Annotated in this window: 15 protein-coding genes; 4 read left to right on the top strand and 11 right to left on the bottom strand. The window is 47.1% G+C overall.

All coding sequences use genetic code 11. The features are described from left to right. Positions 1 to 12: 12 nt before the first annotated feature. The 3 genes from OZX74_RS02915 to OZX74_RS02905 all read right to left on the bottom strand — a co-directional run bounded on the left by OZX74_RS02915 (position 13) and on the right by OZX74_RS02905 (position 3,185). Entirely contained in the window at positions 13 to 1,434 is a 1,422-nt protein-coding gene (locus OZX74_RS02915; RefSeq protein ID WP_277157058.1) for an NAD-dependent succinate-semialdehyde dehydrogenase, read from the bottom strand. Positions 1,435 to 1,652: 218 nt separating this feature from the next. Further along, entirely contained in the window at positions 1,653 to 2,291 is a 639-nt protein-coding gene (locus OZX74_RS02910; protein WP_277157057.1) for a CE1759 family FMN reductase, read from the bottom strand. A gap of 357 nt (positions 2,292 to 2,648) precedes the next feature. Beyond that, on the bottom strand, positions 2,649 to 3,185 hold the full coding sequence (locus tag OZX74_RS02905) for an NAD(P)H-dependent oxidoreductase (RefSeq protein ID WP_277157056.1): 537 nt from the start codon (positions 3,183 to 3,185) through the stop codon (positions 2,649 to 2,651). Between the two features lie 272 nt (positions 3,186 to 3,457). Between OZX74_RS02905 and OZX74_RS02900 the strand changes: the two genes are divergently transcribed. Together OZX74_RS02900 and OZX74_RS02895 are read left to right on the top strand one after the other, a co-directional pair. Continuing rightward, a complete protein-coding gene (locus tag OZX74_RS02900) occupies positions 3,458 to 4,540 on the top strand; it encodes a hypothetical protein (protein ID WP_277157055.1) in 1,083 nt (360 codons plus the stop codon). Between the two features lie 118 nt (positions 4,541 to 4,658). Beyond that, positions 4,659 to 6,020 (top strand): CapA family protein, encoded by a 1,362-nt coding sequence (locus tag OZX74_RS02895; protein WP_277157054.1) that lies wholly within the window; start codon positions 4,659 to 4,661, stop codon positions 6,018 to 6,020. A 121-nt stretch (positions 6,021 to 6,141) separates the two neighbouring features. Here the strand turns inward: OZX74_RS02895 and OZX74_RS02890 are convergent, their stop codons facing one another. From OZX74_RS02890 to OZX74_RS02860, 7 genes are all read right to left on the bottom strand, one after another. Beyond that, positions 6,142 to 6,747, bottom strand: coding sequence for an NAD(P)H-dependent oxidoreductase (locus OZX74_RS02890; protein ID WP_277157053.1), 606 nt, complete (start codon positions 6,745 to 6,747; stop codon positions 6,142 to 6,144). Between the two features lie 104 nt (positions 6,748 to 6,851). Then, on the bottom strand, positions 6,852 to 7,802 hold the full coding sequence (locus tag OZX74_RS02885; RefSeq protein WP_277157052.1) for a zinc-binding dehydrogenase: 951 nt from the start codon (positions 7,800 to 7,802) through the stop codon (positions 6,852 to 6,854). Positions 7,803 to 7,851: 49 nt separating this feature from the next. Further along, the gene (locus tag OZX74_RS02880) at positions 7,852 to 9,792 is read right to left on the bottom strand and encodes an ATP-binding protein (protein ID WP_277157051.1); all 1,941 of its coding nucleotides are present in this window, start codon (positions 9,790 to 9,792) and stop codon (positions 7,852 to 7,854) included. A gap of 46 nt (positions 9,793 to 9,838) precedes the next feature. Next, positions 9,839 to 11,122 (bottom strand): SIR2 family protein, encoded by a 1,284-nt coding sequence (locus OZX74_RS02875; RefSeq protein WP_277157050.1) that lies wholly within the window; start codon positions 11,120 to 11,122, stop codon positions 9,839 to 9,841. 222 nt (positions 11,123 to 11,344) lie between these two features. Beyond that, the gene (locus tag OZX74_RS02870) at positions 11,345 to 14,161 is read right to left on the bottom strand and encodes a DNA methyltransferase (RefSeq protein WP_277157049.1); all 2,817 of its coding nucleotides are present in this window, start codon (positions 14,159 to 14,161) and stop codon (positions 11,345 to 11,347) included. A gap of 81 nt (positions 14,162 to 14,242) precedes the next feature. After that, on the bottom strand, positions 14,243 to 16,234 hold the full coding sequence (locus tag OZX74_RS02865) for a P-loop NTPase fold protein (protein ID WP_277157048.1): 1,992 nt from the start codon (positions 16,232 to 16,234) through the stop codon (positions 14,243 to 14,245). 20 nt (positions 16,235 to 16,254) lie between these two features. Next, the gene (locus OZX74_RS02860) at positions 16,255 to 16,488 is read right to left on the bottom strand and encodes a P-loop NTPase fold protein (protein WP_277157047.1); all 234 of its coding nucleotides are present in this window, start codon (positions 16,486 to 16,488) and stop codon (positions 16,255 to 16,257) included. Between the two features lie 348 nt (positions 16,489 to 16,836). On the opposite strand from OZX74_RS02860, the gene OZX74_RS02855 reads away from it, so the two are divergent. Beyond that, a complete protein-coding gene (locus OZX74_RS02855) occupies positions 16,837 to 17,475 on the top strand; it encodes a hypothetical protein (protein WP_277157046.1) in 639 nt (212 codons plus the stop codon). Between the two features lie 14 nt (positions 17,476 to 17,489). After that, entirely contained in the window at positions 17,490 to 18,920 is a 1,431-nt protein-coding gene (locus tag OZX74_RS02850) for a hypothetical protein (protein WP_277157045.1), read from the top strand. A 141-nt stretch (positions 18,921 to 19,061) separates the two neighbouring features. Here the strand turns inward: OZX74_RS02850 and OZX74_RS02845 are convergent, their stop codons facing one another. Next, entirely contained in the window at positions 19,062 to 19,934 is an 873-nt protein-coding gene (locus tag OZX74_RS02845; RefSeq protein WP_277157044.1) for a restriction endonuclease, read from the bottom strand. Positions 19,935 to 19,936: the final 2 nt, after the last annotated feature.

The raw sequence follows: 19,936 nt of genomic DNA, 5'->3' as shown, positions 1-19,936 counted from the left end.
GCCTGTTTTACCTCACAGATCCTGTGCGGCGAAAAGCGCACCCGGGGCGTTGGTCTTGTCGAAGTGGTCGGCGGTGACAAGCAGCTTGTCATTGGTGAACGCCATCTGGCCCAGCCTCGACATCTCACGGCCATAGCCGGAGAGCTTCACGCCGCCGAACGGAATGTCGGGCAGCGAGGCGAGCGGGGTGTTGACGAACATCATGCCCGTGTAGACCTTCGCGGCCACCTCGGCGCCGTGGTCCTTGTCGCCGCAGAAGAGCATGCCGCCGAGCCCGTATGGGTTGTCGTTGGCGACCGCGATGGCCTCTTCCTCGCTGTGAACCTTGTAGATCGCCGCCACCGGGCCGAACATCTCGGTCTTGTAGGCCGGATTGTCGGGGGTGATGTCGGTGAGGACGGCCGGACGGAAGAACTGGCCCTCCGAGTCAATCTCCGGGAACTGGTAGGCAATCTTCGCACCGGCGGCCACGGCCTCGTCGAACTGGTTCTGCAGCTTCTCCTTGGCACGCTTCGAATTCATCGGGGCGATGGTGGTTGCCGGGTCCATCGGGTCGCCCGGGGTGACACGCGAGAAGGCCTCGACCATGTCGTCGACGAAGCGGTCGTAGACATTGTCCATGACGATGAAGCGCTTGGCCGAGGTGCAGACCTGACCGGCGTTGTACAGGCGGACGCGCCACGCGATGTCGGCGAGAGCATCCATATCAGCGTCGCCCAGGACGATGAACGGATCCATGCCGCCCAGCTCCATGGTGCTCTTCTTCAGCGCCTTTCCGGCGGCACCGGCGACGGCGACGCCTCCACGCTCGGAACCGGTGAGTGCCGCACCCTGGACGCGTGGGTCTTCAATGGCTTCGGTGACCTGATCATAGGTCAGGAACATGTTGGTCAGCGCGCCCTTCGGAGCTCCGGCCTCCTCGACGATCTCACAGAAGCGCTTGGCCGAGGTCGGGGTGTTGGAAGCATGCTTCAGAATCATTGTGTTGCCTAGCATGAAGTTCGGTGCAAACACACGCATGATCTGGTAGTACGGGAAGTTCCAGGGCTCCACCATCACCACGACGCCGACGGGCTGGTGCAGCACACGTGCCTCCCCGGCAACGATGCTGTCGAGCTTGTCCGGCTTCAGAAGTTCCTCGCTGTGGTCGGCGAACCAGTCGGCGATGATTGCGCACAACTCGACCTCACCGGCGGACTCCCCCACCAGCTTGCCCATATCGACCGTGCAGATCTTGGAAAGCTCGTCGGACTTCTCACGGAACAGCGCTGCAACTTTGTGCAGGATTTTGGCGCGTTCGGCAATCGGTTGACTCAACATGTCGTGGAAGGTCTTGTCGGCCAGCGTGATCGTGTCCTGCAATTCCTCATCGGTTGCGAACGGATATTCCTTTACCAATTCGTTGGTATACGGATTGACGGTTTGGTAAACCATAACTACCTCCTTGTAGGCATAGTCCATCATACTACAAAGCCGCCTTCGGAAAAAATCCGTCCGCCCCGGACCATGCGCAAAACGCAGAAAACAATCACCTGCCGAAAGGCCGAAAGTCTACCACCAATAAATTATCGGCCCGTCATCCACAGACAACAGGCCGATAACACCATAAAGAAATATCGGAACTTCAGATCAGAGCCCCGAAGACGTCGAAGTCACCAATTCAAGCCCTCGCTGGGCTGATCGACGGGTTCATGACGCACGCCGGAAAGCATCAACGCACCCAGCTCCGTAGCAGCGCGACGTTCCCGCTTTTCGAGTTCCGGAGTATCGAAATCCTCCTTGGTGGCCATAAGGCTCGTAGCCGTAGGCACGGCGCGGAAGAACGCGAACAGACCGCGCATCACCACGTCAGGCACCAAAGCATGGCGGTTCGAGCCACCGGTCGCGGCCAACACCAGCGGCATGTTGGTGATGGCATCGCGGGGAACGAGATCCCAGAAGGACTTGAACAGACCGGAATACGAGGCCTTGTAAATCGGCGAGGCCACGACGAGCCCATCGGAAGCGGTAACCGCGCTGATGGCTTTCTCGAGCTGGTCGCTGGATTCAAAGGTCACCGAGGCTTTCGCTATGTCCTCGGCAATCCCCTTGAGATTGACCATCTCAACGACAACGGCCTTGTCCCGGGCCTCAAGATACGTCCGAGCCTTGTCTGTGATTTCCTTGGCAAGCCGACATGTGCTGGAAGGTTCCGAAATACCGGCATTGACCACGGTCAAGCGGTATTGCTTCACACCGTTCTCGGCCTTAGCGGCCAGCGCCACAATGTCTGTCGTCTCCTCTAGACTCACAGTTTTCCTCCCTACACCTGACAACTACAATTTTGGATACATACTTTAACTCTGTAGGCACACCACTGTGGCATACCGCCAAGTATCCAAATACATGACAACTACTTGTAAACGTACCACGTTCATACGTCCAACGCGAGGCCGAAACCTTAGGGCAACACCAAGGAAATCGTGATTGTAATCACATTACACGAATAGAAAAACAGGAATATAAGAAGCGTCAAACGTTTTAAAAAAATCGTATTGACAATCACGATTATTGACAATCGCCTATCGGCCATTTCCACGTCCGCCGTTTTCGTCGCGAACGACCAAAACCTTTGGTATCGCGACGAAAACGGCACCTTACGACACTGCCTACTTGTTGGCCTCAACGTGCTTGGCGAACGTCTCGGCGAAACCGCGCAGGAAGTCCTCGGAACCTTCCACGACCTTGCCGTTCTCGTCCAGGCCGGTGATGGCGTTGAAGTAGAGCTCGGGCTGGCCCATGAGCTTCATGTCGAGGAAGAGGACGACGTTGCGCAGGGCCTGCTGTGCCTGGGTCGCGCCGAGGGCACCCATGGAAGCGCCGATGATGGCGGCGGGCTTGCCGGCGAAGGAGCTCTTGCCCCACGGACGGGAGGCCCAGTCGATGGCGTTCTTGATGACGCCGGAGAAGCTGCGGTTGTATTCCGGGGTGACGAACAGCACGCCGTCGGCGGCTTCGACGGTCTGCTTCATCTCGACGACCTTGGCAGGCAGGTTGTCATCGAGGTCCTGGTTGTACAGCGGCAGGTCCATGTCGATATAGTCGAACTCAACACCAACGGGTGCAAGACGCTCGATGTTCTTGGCGAGGTTCAGGTTGTAGGAATCCTTGCGCAGCGATCCGACGAAAACGGCAATCTTGGTCATGTTTGCTCCTTGAAGTTGTCTGTTTTTGCTTATTCATTTTTCATTCACAAGCGAACTTGTAAGAGTAATACTAAACAGGAGTTGTTGCTGTGTCATATTTTGCTGGGAGGCAAGCGGGAATAAATTGGTCGGTTTAAATCTGTCTAATTATTGACTGATATTATTCCCCGTCTGGCGCTGCACAAACCCCGGTATTTGCAACATTTCCTGCCTCTTCAGAGCCGGTCGGTAGACTTGAAACAGGGAAAGGAACCTATCCGAAACGAGAGCAATTGAGCACCGATTTGACCGTCATCAGCCCGCTTTCCTGGGTCCAGGAGGCCTTCAAGGACTATTTCGACAAAGCTCACATGACAGATAGCTCACACCTGACCGGAACCTATGACTATGGATTCGAGCCGATCCGGGGAATCAAGGATGATGCCGCGCTCTGGATTACCGCGGATTTGCTGATTGCCAATAACGCATGGCGGGCACGCAAGCGGCTTCCGACATTGCTGTTCGAAGCACCGCCCGCCGATTGGCTTGCCAGGCTGCCCCGCGAATTGACGCGTCGCAGTGCCATCACCGCCCCGGTCTCGCAGATTCGTGCGTGGACCAAGCTGCCAGAAGGTCTGGGCGAACGTCCATGGGCGCAGCTGAGCCGCGGAAGGGTGCCGGAATTCAGGGCCGCGCGGCGGAAACTTGATGAGTTGCAACGTGACCTGGCTCAAGCCCCTGACGATTCGCTGATGAGTATCAATACGCATCTTGACGGCATCAGCGAGGAATGGTGCGTCATCGTAAAGCACGGGAAAGCCGTGGCTTCCAGCGGCTATTGCGTTCACCGCTCGCAGGATGAAAACAGCCACGATATCCTCACCGTATTCGACGGGGCACGGTTCCATGATTCCTATCGCGGTATCGCCGAATCCCTTGCGACGCGGGCCGCGCGGACGAGCCATCTGGATGATGCCAGTATCATCGTGGGATTTCGCCAATCGCCTGAAACGGACGATGCCACAGAAGAATCAGAGCCATCGAATGCGGATTTACAAGGTCCCCTGGCGGCGAAGCCGGCAGCACAACCTCTGATCATCGAGGCCGATCCTGTTTGGTGCACGGCTCCCTATCCCTACCAAACCGCCGAGGAAGTCGACGCCTTTTTGAAAGCGATTTCGGATTGTCGGTTATACAGAAACGACGACGGGACTTTTGAAAAAGGAACGGGCAAAGCGTGGCGGAGGCCGATATCTACACTCCGGATCCGTGGATGGTTCGCCATGCCGCACATCGCTATGACCGGTTTTAGAAAACGGTTCTTCAAAAAGCGCAAGACAATCACACAGACAAGCACAATGTTTCGAAATAGGTAAAAATAAGCATAAACCACGAAACTGCGGAAATCCAAGCAAACGGACGTAAAGAGTATCCTTAAAAACTAGAGAAACACCGCAATGGCGAAATGACAGATAGACGAAAGAGGAAGTTACGATGAAGTCCAATCCCAAGCACGGCCCACGGCATGCAAGCAACGCTTCTGGCAGCACCTCGGTCCATGGCGCTTCGATGATACCCCGACTTTTGGGTGCAGGCATCATCCTGCTGGCGCTCCTCGTCGCTGTGGGGGTGGCATTGTTCTTCGGTATGAGGCATCACAACGCGCCGACGGCTTCCAGCGGTACCGCGACTTCGAACGTTGCGGTCACCAAGAAAACCGCCCCGAAACCCGTCGTGACGCATCACGGCAACTCCCCCGACTGCCCGGACGAGGACTGCATCGCCCTGTTCGTCAACGGCGACCTGCTCTTCCACCCGCATCTTTGGCAGCATTTCCAAAACAACCCGAGCGCGACCGACGGCACCGCGTTCAACTTCGACCCGCTGTTTACCAACATGAAGCCGTATATCCAGGCTTCCGACATTTCGGTGTGCGAGTTCGAGACGCCGATCGCGCCGCGCGGCGGCCCGTACACCGGATACCCCGTCTTCGCCATCCCGCCGGAGGTCGTCGACGCTGCCAAGCATGTGGGCTACAACGCCTGCACCCACGGCACGAACCACTCATGGGACCAAGGCGCGGCGGGCATCACGCGGCTGTGGGACGAACTCGACAAGGCCGGCATCAAGCAGACCGGCTCGTATAAGACCGAAGAGGATTCGATGAAACCTCTCGTCATCAACTCCCCGACCGGCGGCGGCAAGCTCGGGCTGGTAACCGGCACCGTCTCGCTCAACGGCGAGGTGGCCGATGCGGATTGGCGCGTCGACCGGCTGCGCGAGGCCGGCGATCCGCACCACGACTCCGATATCCAACGTGCCGTCGACAAGGCCAAAGCCGCTCGCCAGCAGGGTGCGGACGTGGTGGCGATGGCGATTCACTCGGTGCAGGAATATCTGACGAAGGCCGATTCGTGGCAGATCTCGGAGGCGCACGAACTGGCGGACACCGGCGCGTTCGACGTGATCTACGGGGCCGGATGCCACTGCGCGCAGCCGATCGAGAAGTATCACAATACGTGGATCGTCTACGGGCTCGGCAACGCGGTGACCGTCACCACGACCATTCCCGGCCACGAGACCAACAACCAGGGTGTCAGCGCGCGCATCCAGTTCGCCGGCAAACGCGGCAAGCCCGGTTCGTGGCGGGTCAACCGCATCGACTGGGTACCCACCGCCAACATGCGGCAGGGGCAGTACCAATGGTGTCCGATTGCCAGCGACCACCCCGACGGCACCTGTTGGGACACCGCGACCGACGCGAAGCAGGAGCAGCGCATCCACGACGTCATCTACTCGATGGGCGCCGACAGCAACGTCGTACGCGAGTGGCGGCTGAGCGACGAACATAAGTAGACAGCTGCATAAGTAGGCGGTTAAACGACAAAACCGCTGAAAAGCAAAGGTCACGAAAAGTATGAGAATCAACTTTCCGTGACCTTTTATTGTTACCTTTGTTGGCCTAAAGGTTACCTGTTCACGCCAGCGAGGCGCCGAGCTCCTTGATGCGCTCGATATGCTTGGACGCGGCCGCGCGGGCCTCAGGCGAATTGTCGCCCATCTCGAGGTTGTCGACGTAGACCAGCTCGGCATCGTCCACACCGCAGTAATGGTGGAACATGTAATAGATGACCTGGTGGCGGATCGCGAAATCGATACCACTGTCGCGGTACCACTTCTCCGAGCTGCCGGTGAGCATGATGACGCGGAACTTCTTGTCGGCGATGGCGGACTTGGATTTGTCCGGATTGTAGCCGAAGTGGCGGCAGAGCACGCGTTCGGTGAAGCCTTTCATCATCGCGGGCATCGAGCACCAGTAGACCGGGAAGACCAGTGCGATGACGTCGGCGTCGAGAATCTTCTGCTGCAACGCCTTGGCATCGTCGGGCATCGGAGCCTCGTTGAGGTACTGCTTGCGGTCGGCCATGCGATAGGTAGGGTCGAAGCCGATGGCGTGCAGGTCGACGAACTCGGTGCCCGCAGACGGGTCCTTGGCCTTCGCACCCTCGAGGAACGCCTTGCCGATGGTTTGCGTAAGCGATTCCGGATCCGGATTCGCGGTAAATGCTAGGAAATTGGTCATGCCTCTTATTGTAGGAGACGGCCGCTAACAATTGCTGGCGAATACTCGGTGACGTCAGTTACATACCGCGTTTGTAACGGTATACGTTACAAACGCGCCATTCATCACTCATAGACGGCAACCAAGCGGCCACGGACGTCACCGGCCTGCAGCTTCTTCAAACCCTCGGGAATCTCGTCGAAAGAGATCTTGGTGGTGACCGGGTCGAGGTCGCCGGACTCCATGAGCTTATAGACGCCGGCGATGTCTTCCTTCGTGCCGCCGTTGGAGCCGAGCAAGTTGACCTGGCTCATGATGAGCGCCTTGGTGTTGATGGTGCTTTCGAGACGGCCCATGCCCACGAGCACGACGGTGCCGTGCATCTTGCACGCCTCGACCGCCTGGGCTGTGGTGGTGCCGAAGCCGGCGAAATCGATGACCTTGTCGAACTTGACGCCCTCGGCCGCGAACTCGTCGATGGACTTCTTCACGTCGATGGCGCCCAAATCCTTGGCCATCGGCCACGCGGACTCCTTGACCTCGGCGACGTAGAGATTCGCGCCGAGCAGATACGCGACGCGAGCGCCGATCTGACCCAGTCCGCCGACGCCGATGATGCAGACGTTCTCGCCCTTCTTGACGGCCGCGCGCGTGGCGACGGCGTGGTACGAGGTCATGCCCGCATCCGTGGCCGCGGCACCCTTGACGAAGTCGACCGAATCGGGAATCGGCACCAGCGCCTGCGCGCCGATCGCGATCTTCTCACCATAGCCGCCGTCGAAGCCACCGCCAGGAGTACCAGCTGAAGTGGTCGGGCAGATAGCGACGCGGTCGCCGACCTTGAAGCCTTCAACGCCTTCGCCGACCTCGCTGATGACGCCCGCGTCCTCATGACCGAGCGTGAAAGGAACAGTGTGGCCCTTCATCCAGCCCGGATCGGTGAGAAACCCGACGTCCGTGTGGCACAGCCCCACCGCTTTCGTGTCGACGATGACCTCGCCGGCCTTGGCATGCGGTTCCGGCACCTCCTCCAGCTTCAGCGGCTTGTTGGTCCCGTAAAATCTCCATGCTTTCATTGTTGTTGCCTCCTTTGAGAAAATGACTTTAACTTATTTCATGAGAAAATTACACAAGAGTTTGTGTATTTGAAGCAGAAATATCATCATTAGATTCCACAACTATTTCCTCATTCATTTCTTTTTCTTTCAAAAAGGAAATGGGCGGAGTGGAATACTTATAAGTTCCATCGACTTGTATTTCGATAGGCATTTCCATTGAACTTCCCAAGATGACTGCTGTACCGGGAGAAAAACTAGATAAACGAGCAACTTGGTCAGAAGAAATCGCAGGAACATTACGTTTAATATAGTCTAAATCTATTGAATTCTGGATACGATGAATGATGAAAGTACTAGTCTGAGATAAAACAACGCGAGATAACTCATTGGGTATCTGGCTTATTATCGTCAAATTTACGCCAAACTTGCGGCCTTCACGTGCAATCTGGTTAAAAATAGAATCGCTTTCCATAGCATCTTGTCGAATATACCTATGTGCCTCATCAAAAACCAGTGAAACCGGATTATCTGATCTTGATTCACCTAAATCAATGTTTCGCTTGAATAAGCGTCGAGCTATAAACGTGGACAATAATTTTAATCCATCATCATCAGAAATTCCAGAAACATCGATAATCAATAAGCCTGTATCCTTTTCAAGGATATTAGTAATCGCTAAAGCATTTTCCTTTTTTGAATCAAAAAGATTATTACGATACCTTTCATTCAAATTATGAAGCTGCGTTACTAACCCAGTTGAATATGAACGAGCCTGACGATTGCCGCCAACTTCTTCTTCATCGAAAACAAAATCTAGAGCATTATCAACATCCGAAATAGTAATATCGTGAATATCCTTTGTAGATTCTGATAAAATTTTCTGCTTATCCGGATAACCATCTTTCATAAATTCATCAGTCAAAAAATCCGATAAGAGGGTTTCTAAAGCGTCAATTACTTTTGAATCGATTTCACCATAATTCAGAGTAAAAGCATCGGTAAGATCCTTAAATTTTTCAACTTTCACTTCGTACTGTTTATAACCTGAACCTTTAGTAATCGAGAAATCATGTTGTGCACAAAGAGGTGACAAATCAGGCTCGATGAGACGAATATACTTCATAAGTTGAAAACGACGAGCAGCATGACTGTCGACACTAGTATCATGTATAGCTTCAAAAGCAAATGTAGCATAGAGTTGCTTCTTGCCTGTATCGCTTAATTTAGCGTATTCAAGCGCCCGTTCGAGAAGAGGTTTTTGAATTCTTTCACTAGGTAGAACTATAGAAGACCAGTCTTCAATTTTTAGTTCCCCAGCGGTAAGATAATAATCCTCAGCCTTATAATAATGAATCTTATCGTCATCTTTCTGATGATACTTATCAAATATAACTTTATAATCTCCATGCAAATCAAATACGACAAATAGCGCAGAATCCTTTATCTCCGTATTGTCACACAGCTTTTCTGCGATTCTACTTAACAGCAGTCGAGCAGTCGTAGATTTACCAGAACCGGTATTCCCCAAGATCGCCATATGACCTTGAAAACATGCATCTAGATTAATTTCAGGACGTACGTCGTTGTATCCAGCGAGTTTGCCGATAGTTGCAGTATTATTTTGTTTTGTAGCAAAAATTGATTTTAACTCTCTATCATCACATGCAAAGATGTCTGAACCGACCATGGGCAAATCAGTAACACCTGGCTTATAATGGTTACCTTCTAACTCCCCCAATGGAATGGCGGTAAAAACATATTTCTTTGAAAGTTTACTGCCAAGATCCTTTGAGTACGGTTTTTCGTCTTCCTGAACAGAAATAATCTTAAAAATGACCTTAACAGACATATCTAAGTACGAAAATAAATATTGATTTAGACTATTAATATGTCTTAAATCTCCTGCAAATAACCTGTCTGATATGTCTGTAGTTACGGCCCGGAATCGTATTATTTGTTGATCGATGTAACAAATCGTCCCGATGCGCCAACTTTCATTAACTTTCATAAGACACTCAACTTCGATTTAACTTTTACAATCACCTGTAAATTCATTATTCTCCCTTTTCGGAATCCATACTTGTTGAATCTTTTGTTGATTCTTGAAGGGTATTCGGTTGTATACAAGATGCAAAGTCCTGAAAACTAAAATATCCGGTATCTTGCGGATAAATGAAAAATGCATTCATCGACCTGTTATTCTCGATAAACTTTTGCATGGTCGAGTTTTCTTCCGGCTTTTTAATAAAAGCATAAAGCGTAAAATCAGGTCTATTTAGTGCCTCACTAATTAAATTAGCTATATGCTCATCACCATAGCTAAATCCATTCGTAAATAGCACAGAATTCGGTTTACCAAGAATATCAACGAATTCCCTAAATAAATCTGAATAAGGGCTATTTTGCGTTAAAGCATATTTTGAGGTAGTAGGAGCTATCAAAACTTCTTGAGTATCATCTGGAACAGAATCCATGATAATACGAAGTATTTTCCCCTCTTTATTTTTCCTCCAGTTTATCGATCCATGAAGCTTATACAATCTAAAGAAGGGATTGACCGGCTGTATATGATCACGAAAACGGTCATCTAAGTCTATTGGTCTACGATGGAACTCTTGTAAAGAAAACCGATTTACTGTCCCATTAGTGAATCCATCGGTATAGGCGTATCTACTTTCCTCAATGGCATGCTCATGGAACAAATCATAATTAGTTGTAAATAAATTAATGCCATTAAACAAACCTTGTCTTTGCTCAAGAGCAAGGACTTGACGAGACTCACCAAGCCCCTGAATCATACGTTTATAATTTTCAGCTGTTTGTTCATAATTATTTACAGAGCCACTACTTGAATCTACTTTATCTAATGTAGAGTCTATTTCAGCTTTAGTTATCGAATGGGCAAAATAGTCAACTAAAAGTTTCCAAATTTCTTTATCTTCTTTCTTTGTTTCTTCTACACCTCCATCAATACGACTCCTTATCATAGATAGAAAAGATTCTATATCTCCGTAATCCTCGGGCTTCCCATCATCGCAAAGTTGACTGATATAAGTCTCAACAGTTGTCGGTAGCGACGGTATTTCCTTTAGGCTGCTTTCGAATAAATGATCACCTTCTTTTAATTTTGTTCTGAATTCTTTAAAAGTCTGCCCCATTAAAGGTATAGCAGGCGTGGAAGCGCCGGAGCCGAGCAATGTAGACACATTAACCGAAACACGCAGAACGTTTTGTACTAAGTTCCTTATTTCGGCCATAGTAAACCCGTCATGTTCTGTACCTCGGGTTATCGCAAATAACTGTTCATGGTCTACAACACTTCTCTTATCAGTACTCACAATCGTACCTTTCATCTACGTTGCCGAAATTGTCCCTGCAAACAGCTTATTTAGCCTACTAAATATTAACTCTTAAATACACCTTCAAGGCACAATAAAAAAGCGTCTTCACCAGATAATTTTAAAATACGATAAAACAGGTTTATCTTTTATATAACGATCACTGTCTTAACTGTTAGGTTTGTAATATTTTACAACCTTCCTATTATTTGACTAGTCTCTTTACTCCTGTTTCGTCATCTCAGCGTAACGAGCAAAAAGAATTGTCAGACGGTCTTCGTCAGAATGGCAAGGTTTTTCGGCACCAAAGGCTTTATCGACAAGTCGATCAAGAGCTTCGTGGACTTTAATGAGATCAGGATGCATACCTAATGGACTGTATAAGCTAGCTAACGATTCTGTGGGGTAACAAGCACGCACTCCCTCAATGTGTTGGCCAGCTTGAATGATGCTCTCACGTAAACCACTTTCTACTTGCGGTAATGGCAAATTATTCCAGACAACCGTATTGGAAAATCGGTAGTCCGATTTGAGGCGACCACCTATAGTTTTCTGCCACGTAATGAACATGCTTGATTCAATTACAGCAAACATAAATCCGTCAGGATCAATACAGGTGTAGACCATATCACCTGCTATCACTTTGGATTCCAATCGGGCGCATGTTGCCCAACGACGATTGCCGCTAAAGACTTTGGGAATACCGACATAAGGTACAGAAGGCTGATGATTTTCACCAAAAAGCTGCGGGGTCTGAGACAGGTTCTCGCGAGTTGACAACCGAGAACTGCTCAACCGCGCTGTTCGTACCGCCTCAATTCGTCTCTTGAGAAAAGACGATTGCTCCAACTCGCCAACTGCTGCATTTTGCATCCACAAGCACCACCTATCTCGTCCATTAATGAATTCATCACCCATGAGGAATTTACGAACATATTTTTTAGCAATCGAATCAGACATAGCTTCATCATGTTCATCCTGATTATTCAGAATCAGATTGCCCTTGCCATCATTGGGCATCGAACCAGCGTATACAGGTTGAAGCTCAGGAGATAACGGCCCTTTATTATTACTCCGTGAAATAACCAGACAATCCGGAGTCTCAATCAAATAAGGATTAATGTGCTTAACAGGAGTTCTTACCGGTTCACTATTGACTGAGCCATACTGGTACAGCACAGGCGTACTCAGAGTATCGCTTGATTGATCCATACCAATAATAACAACGTGTACATGTGCTGTGTCGCTTGATTGAGCATTCCATGCAAACGTTCGATGCGCAAACTTGATACGCCATCCGTTGGAAATCAGTTGTGGAAATATAATTGCAGGTTGTTTGCCTTGGGTAATTGAATTCGTAGACACAAAGGCAAAAGATGCCGAAGTATTATTCTCGAGGTAAGTTGCCGCCTTAATATACCAGCAAGCCACATAATCGATATCGAGATCTCTGCCCCAAATCAGTTTCATATCTTCGCTCAAAGATGGATTAGATTTGCGGCTAATATGCCCAATGAATGGCGGGTTTCCCATCACATAATCACACTGTGTCCCAGGTAGAAGCTCATTCCAATCGAAACGCAGAGAATTTGCTTCAATGATGCTGCCAGCATCGTGCAACGGTAGATGATCAAGTGCTTGTCCGGAAATACTTTCAGTGGCGTCGAGTGCCTGCTGCTGTGCAATCCACAGCGCAGTCTTAGCAACACTAACAGCGAAGTCGTTAATTTCGATACCATGCATTTGCGCTATGGAAACCTTAACCAACGAACCAGCGTCGGTCCCCTCACCAAAATCAATGATTCCTTGATGATGCAACAGATGTTCCAGCACCCTGTTCTCGAGTTTACGAAGCTCAAGAAATGTCTCAGTCAGAAAGTTGCCAGATCCGCAAGCTGGGTCAAGAAATTGCAAACCAGCAATTTTGTCTTGAAATGCACGAAGATGCTTCTCTCGTGTAGGCTCTGAAACCTTTTCTGTTTCTATATGGGATAGCTCCGCCTTCAAATCATCAAGGAAAAGCGGATCGATGACACGGTGGATGTTCTCAACCGTTGTATAGTGCATTCCTCCGGCACGTCGCTGGTCATGACTAAGCGTCTCTTCCATTAATGAGCCAAAGATGACCGGGCTAATGTCTTTCCAATCGAATGAATCTCCCGCATCAGTAATGGCGGTCTGAATTTCTCCACTAAATTGAGGAACCTCTATTTGTTCAGCAAACAGCCCACCATTTACATATGGGAACAGTTTCAACTGATCATCAAGATATGGGTCACGCTCATCATATGCGGTATTAAGCACATCGAATAACGCTAGAATACCAGTTCTCAAACGTGTCGGCTCAAAGGTCTTAACATAGGAAGTGAATGAGCCAGCAGGATTAAATAAACCAGCATCCTCGGCATAAAGACAAAACACAATGCGAACAGTAAGCACAGCTAGAGCATGATGCGACTGCGGAGCATCAGGATCAATATATTGTGCGGCTAAAGCGTTATGAAGGTTGGCGACCAAAACTCCCGCTTTTTCAGAAAGCTGCTGTTGAACGACTATACGCGAATGCTCCGGAGCAAAAATCTGTTCGAAAATCGAGAGATGATCCGGAAGTTCCTCTAATGTAAATTCTTCGATAGGAGGCTTAACCGCAGCAGGGTCGGCATTCAAATCGTAGAAGCGAAAACGCTCAAAGTTGCAAGTGCAGATGACAGTTGGTTTCTGATCTGCTGGCAGGTAGTTCGCATACCGCAAAGCTTGTTCTACAGGTGTCACTTGAGTATTTTGGCGCTGCTCTGCTTTGTCGAGATCGATTCCCAAGCTTTTTTGTTCCACCAGAAACTTAGCGTTAGGGCATAGAACATCGATATAACCGCCCTTGGCCGTCTGATGTTCAAACTCTGTCTCATCAAGCGCATTTCGCCTGCCAAGAACATCTTGGAGCAGTTCAATCCAGAACCTCTGGGTTTCCTGCTTCTCATCGCCTCGACCGTGCCATTTCTTGGCGAATTCTACTGCTGCTCTTTGCTCCGTTGTGCTCATGGACTCAATTTTAACGAGGCTATTGGTCAACATCGCCGATATATGGAACAAAGTTTGAATATGTCATTCTTTTTAAATCGCTTATCCTTTATTAACATTTTGCCAAAGCTCACGAATTTTCCTTTCTGGTATTTCTCTGTCTCTATATTCATCATCTCGCAATGCTAAATATGCTGCGCCGAGTGCTAATGCCTCGTCCTCATTCCATTCCAAATTACTCAATCGGTAATCCTGCAAAACCGTATCGAAATCTTTGAAACCAATAGCACCATTTATCACGTCAGCGTCTACTCGAAAAGTTTTATAATCTAATGAATCGCTTTTAGTCACTAGCCCTTCAACAAAAGCTATGGTTTTCATTGGCTCAACTATATTTATTGGTTTTATAAACTCAATAAATGCTTCTTGAGAAAACACTGTCCGAGATAAACGAATAAAAGACTGAAATAAACCATCATTCATTTGACCAGTTATTGATAAATTCGCAAGCTTAAGATGCTTTAAACAAATATTTTTCATTGCAAAGCAGAGTTGTTTACCCTCCTCATCCTTGCAGTAAATTTGGGAATCCATTCTTGCTGTTTGATATGTTGGCCAGGCCGCTCGCTGTGTTTCCCTATAGTCTTTTGAACCGAAAATGGGTGGATCATATCTGGTTGGGCTATATATATAAGCTGAAGCACCAAGAAATGAAGTAAGAATTAAGCCAGCAATTGTATCACATGAAACCTCTTGCTCAAGTTCTATGGATATTTCATGTTTATCTTGAATACAAGCAATCAAAGCAAGGATCACTTTTTCTACCTCTTGGATACTCGTGGAAGTATCAAGAGTTGCATCATAATCTGTAAAAAAGTAATTCAAAAAGTCAGCAATACGCGATTGATCCATATTCATAATTTGAGTAAGAATATAATCAGCAAATTGCGCCGACCCAACAATTTTAGTTTGACAATATTCAGACAAATCAACATCAAAAAGCAAGGAGTGCAAATCTTTCTGCGTAAATCTATCGACAGGTGGCTCTAACTCAAAATATGAATCTACATAATTCGGAAAACAAATAAATCTGTACTGCTCATCTTTCACGACACTCTTTAAGGAATGTTCATCTAACGCACGATCTACAGCAGGGAATAACACGGATAAAGCATTTTTCCGGGTGCCCCACAATTCTGAATTTTTTGCTAATTCTGAATCATCCCCAAGAAGTGACTGAAGTTGATCAACCCGTGCGTCGGACAGTCGCTTGGAAAATAGTTCTGTGACTGAACTCTCCGGAACAAAGGAAAGTAATTGTTTATGCTGTGCAATCCAGTTCCACAAGGGCATATCAAACACTTCCAGTGCCGTTATACCTACTAAATCGCCAAATGCAACTTCATCACCTACTAAAGAATATCTAAAGCGGAATTCATTCATGAATCGGTTAACATCTCGAGAGGTAGCCATATACGGCCGTAAGCAATTTTCCAAGATTGCTTTTTCTCGAGGACCGATAATATTGTCGTTCTGAGGAAATTCTTCCGCTGGCGATTCCTTACATAACTCGTCTACAGCAACATCGAATATTTGCGCGGGTGAAGGATCCGGCAAACGAACCGGCACTTGCACTATTCTCTTCAAGTACTCTTTACCATCAATATGTCCACGCTGCTCTAGCGCCTTTTCAACAACAGTCTGATCGTAGAAAAGTATATATGTAACGTAAGGGAATTGTCCCAAGGCTTTGATTGCTGAAAATAACTCATCGACTTCTTTTTCAGAAAGTCTGTCGATATCGTCAATGAAAACGAAAATACGTTTCTCTGCTTTGTTCAGTTCCTTTCTGACTTTCTTCTGAGCTTTACGAAGTGCATCTACAGAATCATCTATTTTCAGCGCATTAGACAGGTAACCGAATGCCAGAGACAAATGCTTAAGAACCTTGGATGAGGGAATGAGATTCGAGACGAACTCTACTTTATCAGCCTGCGCAACCGCACGTTCTTTTGCTTTCTGGACATGCGGATGTAATTCGGAAGAGATGCTTTGGAAGAAGAGCGAAACTAAATCCGAAGTCCCAGTAAACATCCACGGATTAAAATCCGTAATTATAAAATCCCTTGGTTTTTCTTCTCTTTTCTAAGCTCACGCTGTAGAAGATTTTTAACCGACGTTTTCCCTGAACCCCAAGGACCAGTCACACCTACAACAAGACCATTATTATTTTTAGTCGACAATAGATAACTTGCTAACCGAGCAACATATTTCCTGCGATTATAGTGATCTTGGCTTTCAAACTCGATTGGAGCATCATCTAAAAAGTACGATTCCTCTTTGGACATCGAAACTCCCTAATTCTGGCACATACTTCTTAAGAAATATTGTAACGGAGAACGGTTATAGGTAACTCCAGTTATCTGAAATCTACTGATCATGAATTAATTATTTATATAGTCTGAGCTTTAATCGCTTTAATCATTACAACTATCAAGATTCGTATCTCCCAAGAAACGCAAAATAGAATCAAAAGTTTAAAAATAGACAAACAAGAATGCTCACAATAGTTATTGTGCCGAGCTCAACGCGACATCAAGCATACTAAAAAACCGACCTTTCCTTTGAATTATGTTAACTTAAAAAGGAAATGAATTCATAATAAAATCGAGCTTTAACATTGTATAATAAAAAATATGACTACCGGAGAGCAAATCCACGAACTCGGAGAAATGGGTGCTTATTGGGCTAAACGTTGGCTTGACAAAACCACACGAGCTCAAGTCACATGGGTCAATCCCAGCTCCTTGCCAACACAATTAACATTCCCATGGAAGAAAAAATATAAAAATAAAAGCCCAGATTTTTCATTTGATCTCGGAGGCCTTCTATGTGGAGATGGAGATGAAGGGGAGTCCAAAAAAGGACAACAATTTGTAGCAGAATGCAAACGCTATTCCTCTGGACGTGATCAAAATTCCCAATTCACCGAGTTTCTAGCAAAGTGCTATTGTGCCAGAATCGAGGCACCACGAAGCACTCATGTTTTTCTATGGATAACTTGGTCCGCTTTCGGAGTAACAAATTGGTCAAAATTACATTCGTCTGAATCCATACAAAAAGCTTTAATTAAGTACCGAGAACAAGCCCTAGGAGTTTCAGATGAAGCTATGGCTCAAAAAGTTCTAGATACATCAGAAAATCAGAAAATTATTAAAGATTTATCTAAAAACATTTGGGTTATCGTATTATCTGACGAACAGATAAAATACTTATCTTTATCTGAAGAAGACAAAGCATTAATCATTGGTAATCGCGCTAAAGAGAGTAAGTAAAGGTCATCGCTATCATGAAGAGTCCAGACATAGAAGATGAAATCATTAAAAGCACTGTAGCGCTTAATGGTGAAGAAACAATTAACTACATAAAAAGGGTTCTGTACGAAGAACTCCATGATTGGAACAGAGACGCTAAAATTACGTCAACACGGTACTTCAATCATTCTTTTTTACCAGATTTTGTGTTGGAATGGCCGAACAATAAAGAGCGGTATATTTATTTAAGAACGACTAATTCATTAAAGGCACTGCGCCTAGATGTTCAGTCACTTTCTGACTTTTCTCCTATTTTCATCACTATCCGAGGAAGCGAAGTTAACGAAAAACTTCAAGAAGAGAACAACGAAAACGCTGCTCTCAATACAAGTAGCAAAAACTCTGATTCTCTGGTAAGTAGCTTAAATGCTGTTAATACATTACAAGAAACTTCTACAAGTAATTCTACAGGAGCATTATTAAGTAAACCTCTCATAAAAAGCGGAAGAAGTCTGATTACAGTTAACTCAATCAAAGAAGATCTCTACTCTTTTGAACAAGGTGTGAAAGGCGCGGTGAAAACAAATTCTGAATCTGTCAAAAAAGCATTAAACATTGTTGATGAAATATTACAGCCCCAATCATCAAATATGATTTCAACTTTTTTGCAAGTTTTATGGACCGGTAATCAAGGAAAGATTGAAGAATTCCCCAAAGAAATCAGTATGAATGACAGATTAGATGACACTTTATGGAATTATCTTTTATCGGTTTCAATTTTAACAGAAGATTTTTGGCGCTCTTTACGCCCCTCAATCAGTTATGAACAACTTACACGACTTGAGGCAAAAAAATATCCAACAAACTTCAATAATCTTGTGAAAGCAAAAGCTGACTCAATTAGAATTAAAGCCATCAAAGCCATTCGTACACAACCAGATATCACTAATTCTGGAAACTATGAAGATATCACTGATTGGCATTGGACAATCGACTTAGAACATCTTGCATTAGTAAAAAATAATTTAATCGCATTGATTTCAGACTCCATACAATCATTAAAAAGTGTAGGAGATAAAGAATCCATCCTTAATATCACGAATGGATTAGATACTCATGATTTCGAAAAACGAACTTCAGGTCGACGCGTTCGAGAAATCACCGTAGAAAACGGCGAAAATGTAGTAATCTCTCAAATTCCAGATGATAATGCGAAATCCAGTAATACTTTAAAGTTATTCGATTCACAAGGACGGGTAACTGATGCTAAAGTTCAATTACCAAGTGATGGGCCAACTATGGATGTTCATTTTACTGAAGCTGAGGCTGGAGCTCCTACAAATTCAAAACCACAATTACGTGAATTCATTGAGACTTTATTACCTGTCTTAGTAGATTTGAGTTCGGATGAAAAGGAATCTTTAAATCAATTTTTCAACAGCACAGCACCGATGACGCTTTTTTAATATTGTCGATATTCGGAATCTGACATCGTATTTCAACATACAAAATAACAGCTAAGGTCTAAACTGATACAAACTTATATTGCATATCCACGGGAATATTAGCTAGCAGATCGTCTTCTGTTAGCTCGAAAGCTCTTGGGTCTACGGTCTGCTGCGTGAGAGCGTTGCCCCAGACCTTTGACACATCTGGACTAGCGTGTTGCCGTCAACCAGCTGCATGTTGCATTCGCGCGCGTAAGTGACGGCCTGAGCGGTAAAGGTGCTGGTGGTAATGAAAATCAGCCCCTGCGCATGCTGTATCTCATTGGCACCGGCAAGCTTGCGCAACAGTGGCAGACCGACGTGGCGATTAGGCTCGAAACACTTACATTCCGCAATGTACGTGCGGCCGGCTTTGGTCAGTTTCAGATCAAAGCCGCCATCGTTGTTGGACGGCGTGACCGCAACCTGGTAGCCATAGCGACGATACAAGTCGGCACAGAATGGTTCGAAATCGGTGGGATTCGACGAAAAACTGGACACTATCTCCTGAACGGATGAGGAACGCTGGTGTGCCTTGGCCCGTTGAACCACACGTTGGCGTTTGAACGATTCCATGCGAGAATAACTGATTGGATTCCCGTTATGCCGCATATCAAGAACAAGGCTATACAAAGTCAGAGGGTTCTTGGACTTGAATGAGAATCCGGCTACTTTGAGCGTGCTTTTCGGCTTGCAGCAGATTTTATTGTTCGTATGACGTCGATCGGCGGTGCCGTCTTTCTTCGGGAATTGCCAGTATGGGTAATTCAAAACGAAAGTTCCGATTCCATCAACATCTCGCGCATGGCCGATTCTGACGCCTTTCGGCACCTCGACGTTGCAGATTTTACGTATTCTCCCCTTCAGCCATAGCTGCCAAAGCTCACGGAGCAACAAGACAACCAGGATGATACCGACAACAGCTATCACCAGCGGAATCGCGTAAGTCTTCAATATTGGCATGAGCTTGTCGCCGTATCCGAAATCAGTCATAA

This window comes from Bifidobacterium sp. ESL0798 (assembly GCF_029395415.1).
Lineage (GTDB): Bacteria > Actinomycetota > Actinomycetes > Actinomycetales > Bifidobacteriaceae > Bifidobacterium.
This window is presented reverse-complemented; position numbering and strand designations above follow the sequence as displayed.

Coding starts and splice junctions, on each gene's coding strand:
- OZX74_RS02880 (WP_277157051.1), bottom strand. CDS start 9,792: ATGAAAGTTAATGAAAGTTGGCGCATCGGGACGATTTGTTACATCGAT.
- OZX74_RS02885 (WP_277157052.1), bottom strand. CDS start 7,802: ATGAAAGCATGGAGATTTTACGGGACCAACAAGCCGCTGAAGCTGGAG.
- OZX74_RS02860 (WP_277157047.1), bottom strand. CDS start 16,488: ATGTCCAAAGAGGAATCGTACTTTTTAGATGATGCTCCAATCGAGTTT.
- OZX74_RS02870 (WP_277157049.1), bottom strand. CDS start 14,161: ATGAGCACAACGGAGCAAAGAGCAGCAGTAGAATTCGCCAAGAAATGG.
- OZX74_RS02905 (WP_277157056.1), bottom strand. CDS start 3,185: ATGACCAAGATTGCCGTTTTCGTCGGATCGCTGCGCAAGGATTCCTAC.
- OZX74_RS02845 (WP_277157044.1), bottom strand. CDS start 19,934: ATGACTGATTTCGGATACGGCGACAAGCTCATGCCAATATTGAAGACT.
- OZX74_RS02865 (WP_277157048.1), bottom strand. CDS start 16,234: ATGTTTACTGGGACTTCGGATTTAGTTTCGCTCTTCTTCCAAAGCATC.
- OZX74_RS02855 (WP_277157046.1), top strand. CDS start 16,837: ATGACTACCGGAGAGCAAATCCACGAACTCGGAGAAATGGGTGCTTAT.
- OZX74_RS02915 (WP_277157058.1), bottom strand. CDS start 1,434: ATGGTTTACCAAACCGTCAATCCGTATACCAACGAATTGGTAAAGGAA.
- OZX74_RS02850 (WP_277157045.1), top strand. CDS start 17,490: ATGAAGAGTCCAGACATAGAAGATGAAATCATTAAAAGCACTGTAGCG.
- OZX74_RS02895 (WP_277157054.1), top strand. CDS start 4,659: ATGAAGTCCAATCCCAAGCACGGCCCACGGCATGCAAGCAACGCTTCT.
- OZX74_RS02890 (WP_277157053.1), bottom strand. CDS start 6,747: ATGACCAATTTCCTAGCATTTACCGCGAATCCGGATCCGGAATCGCTT.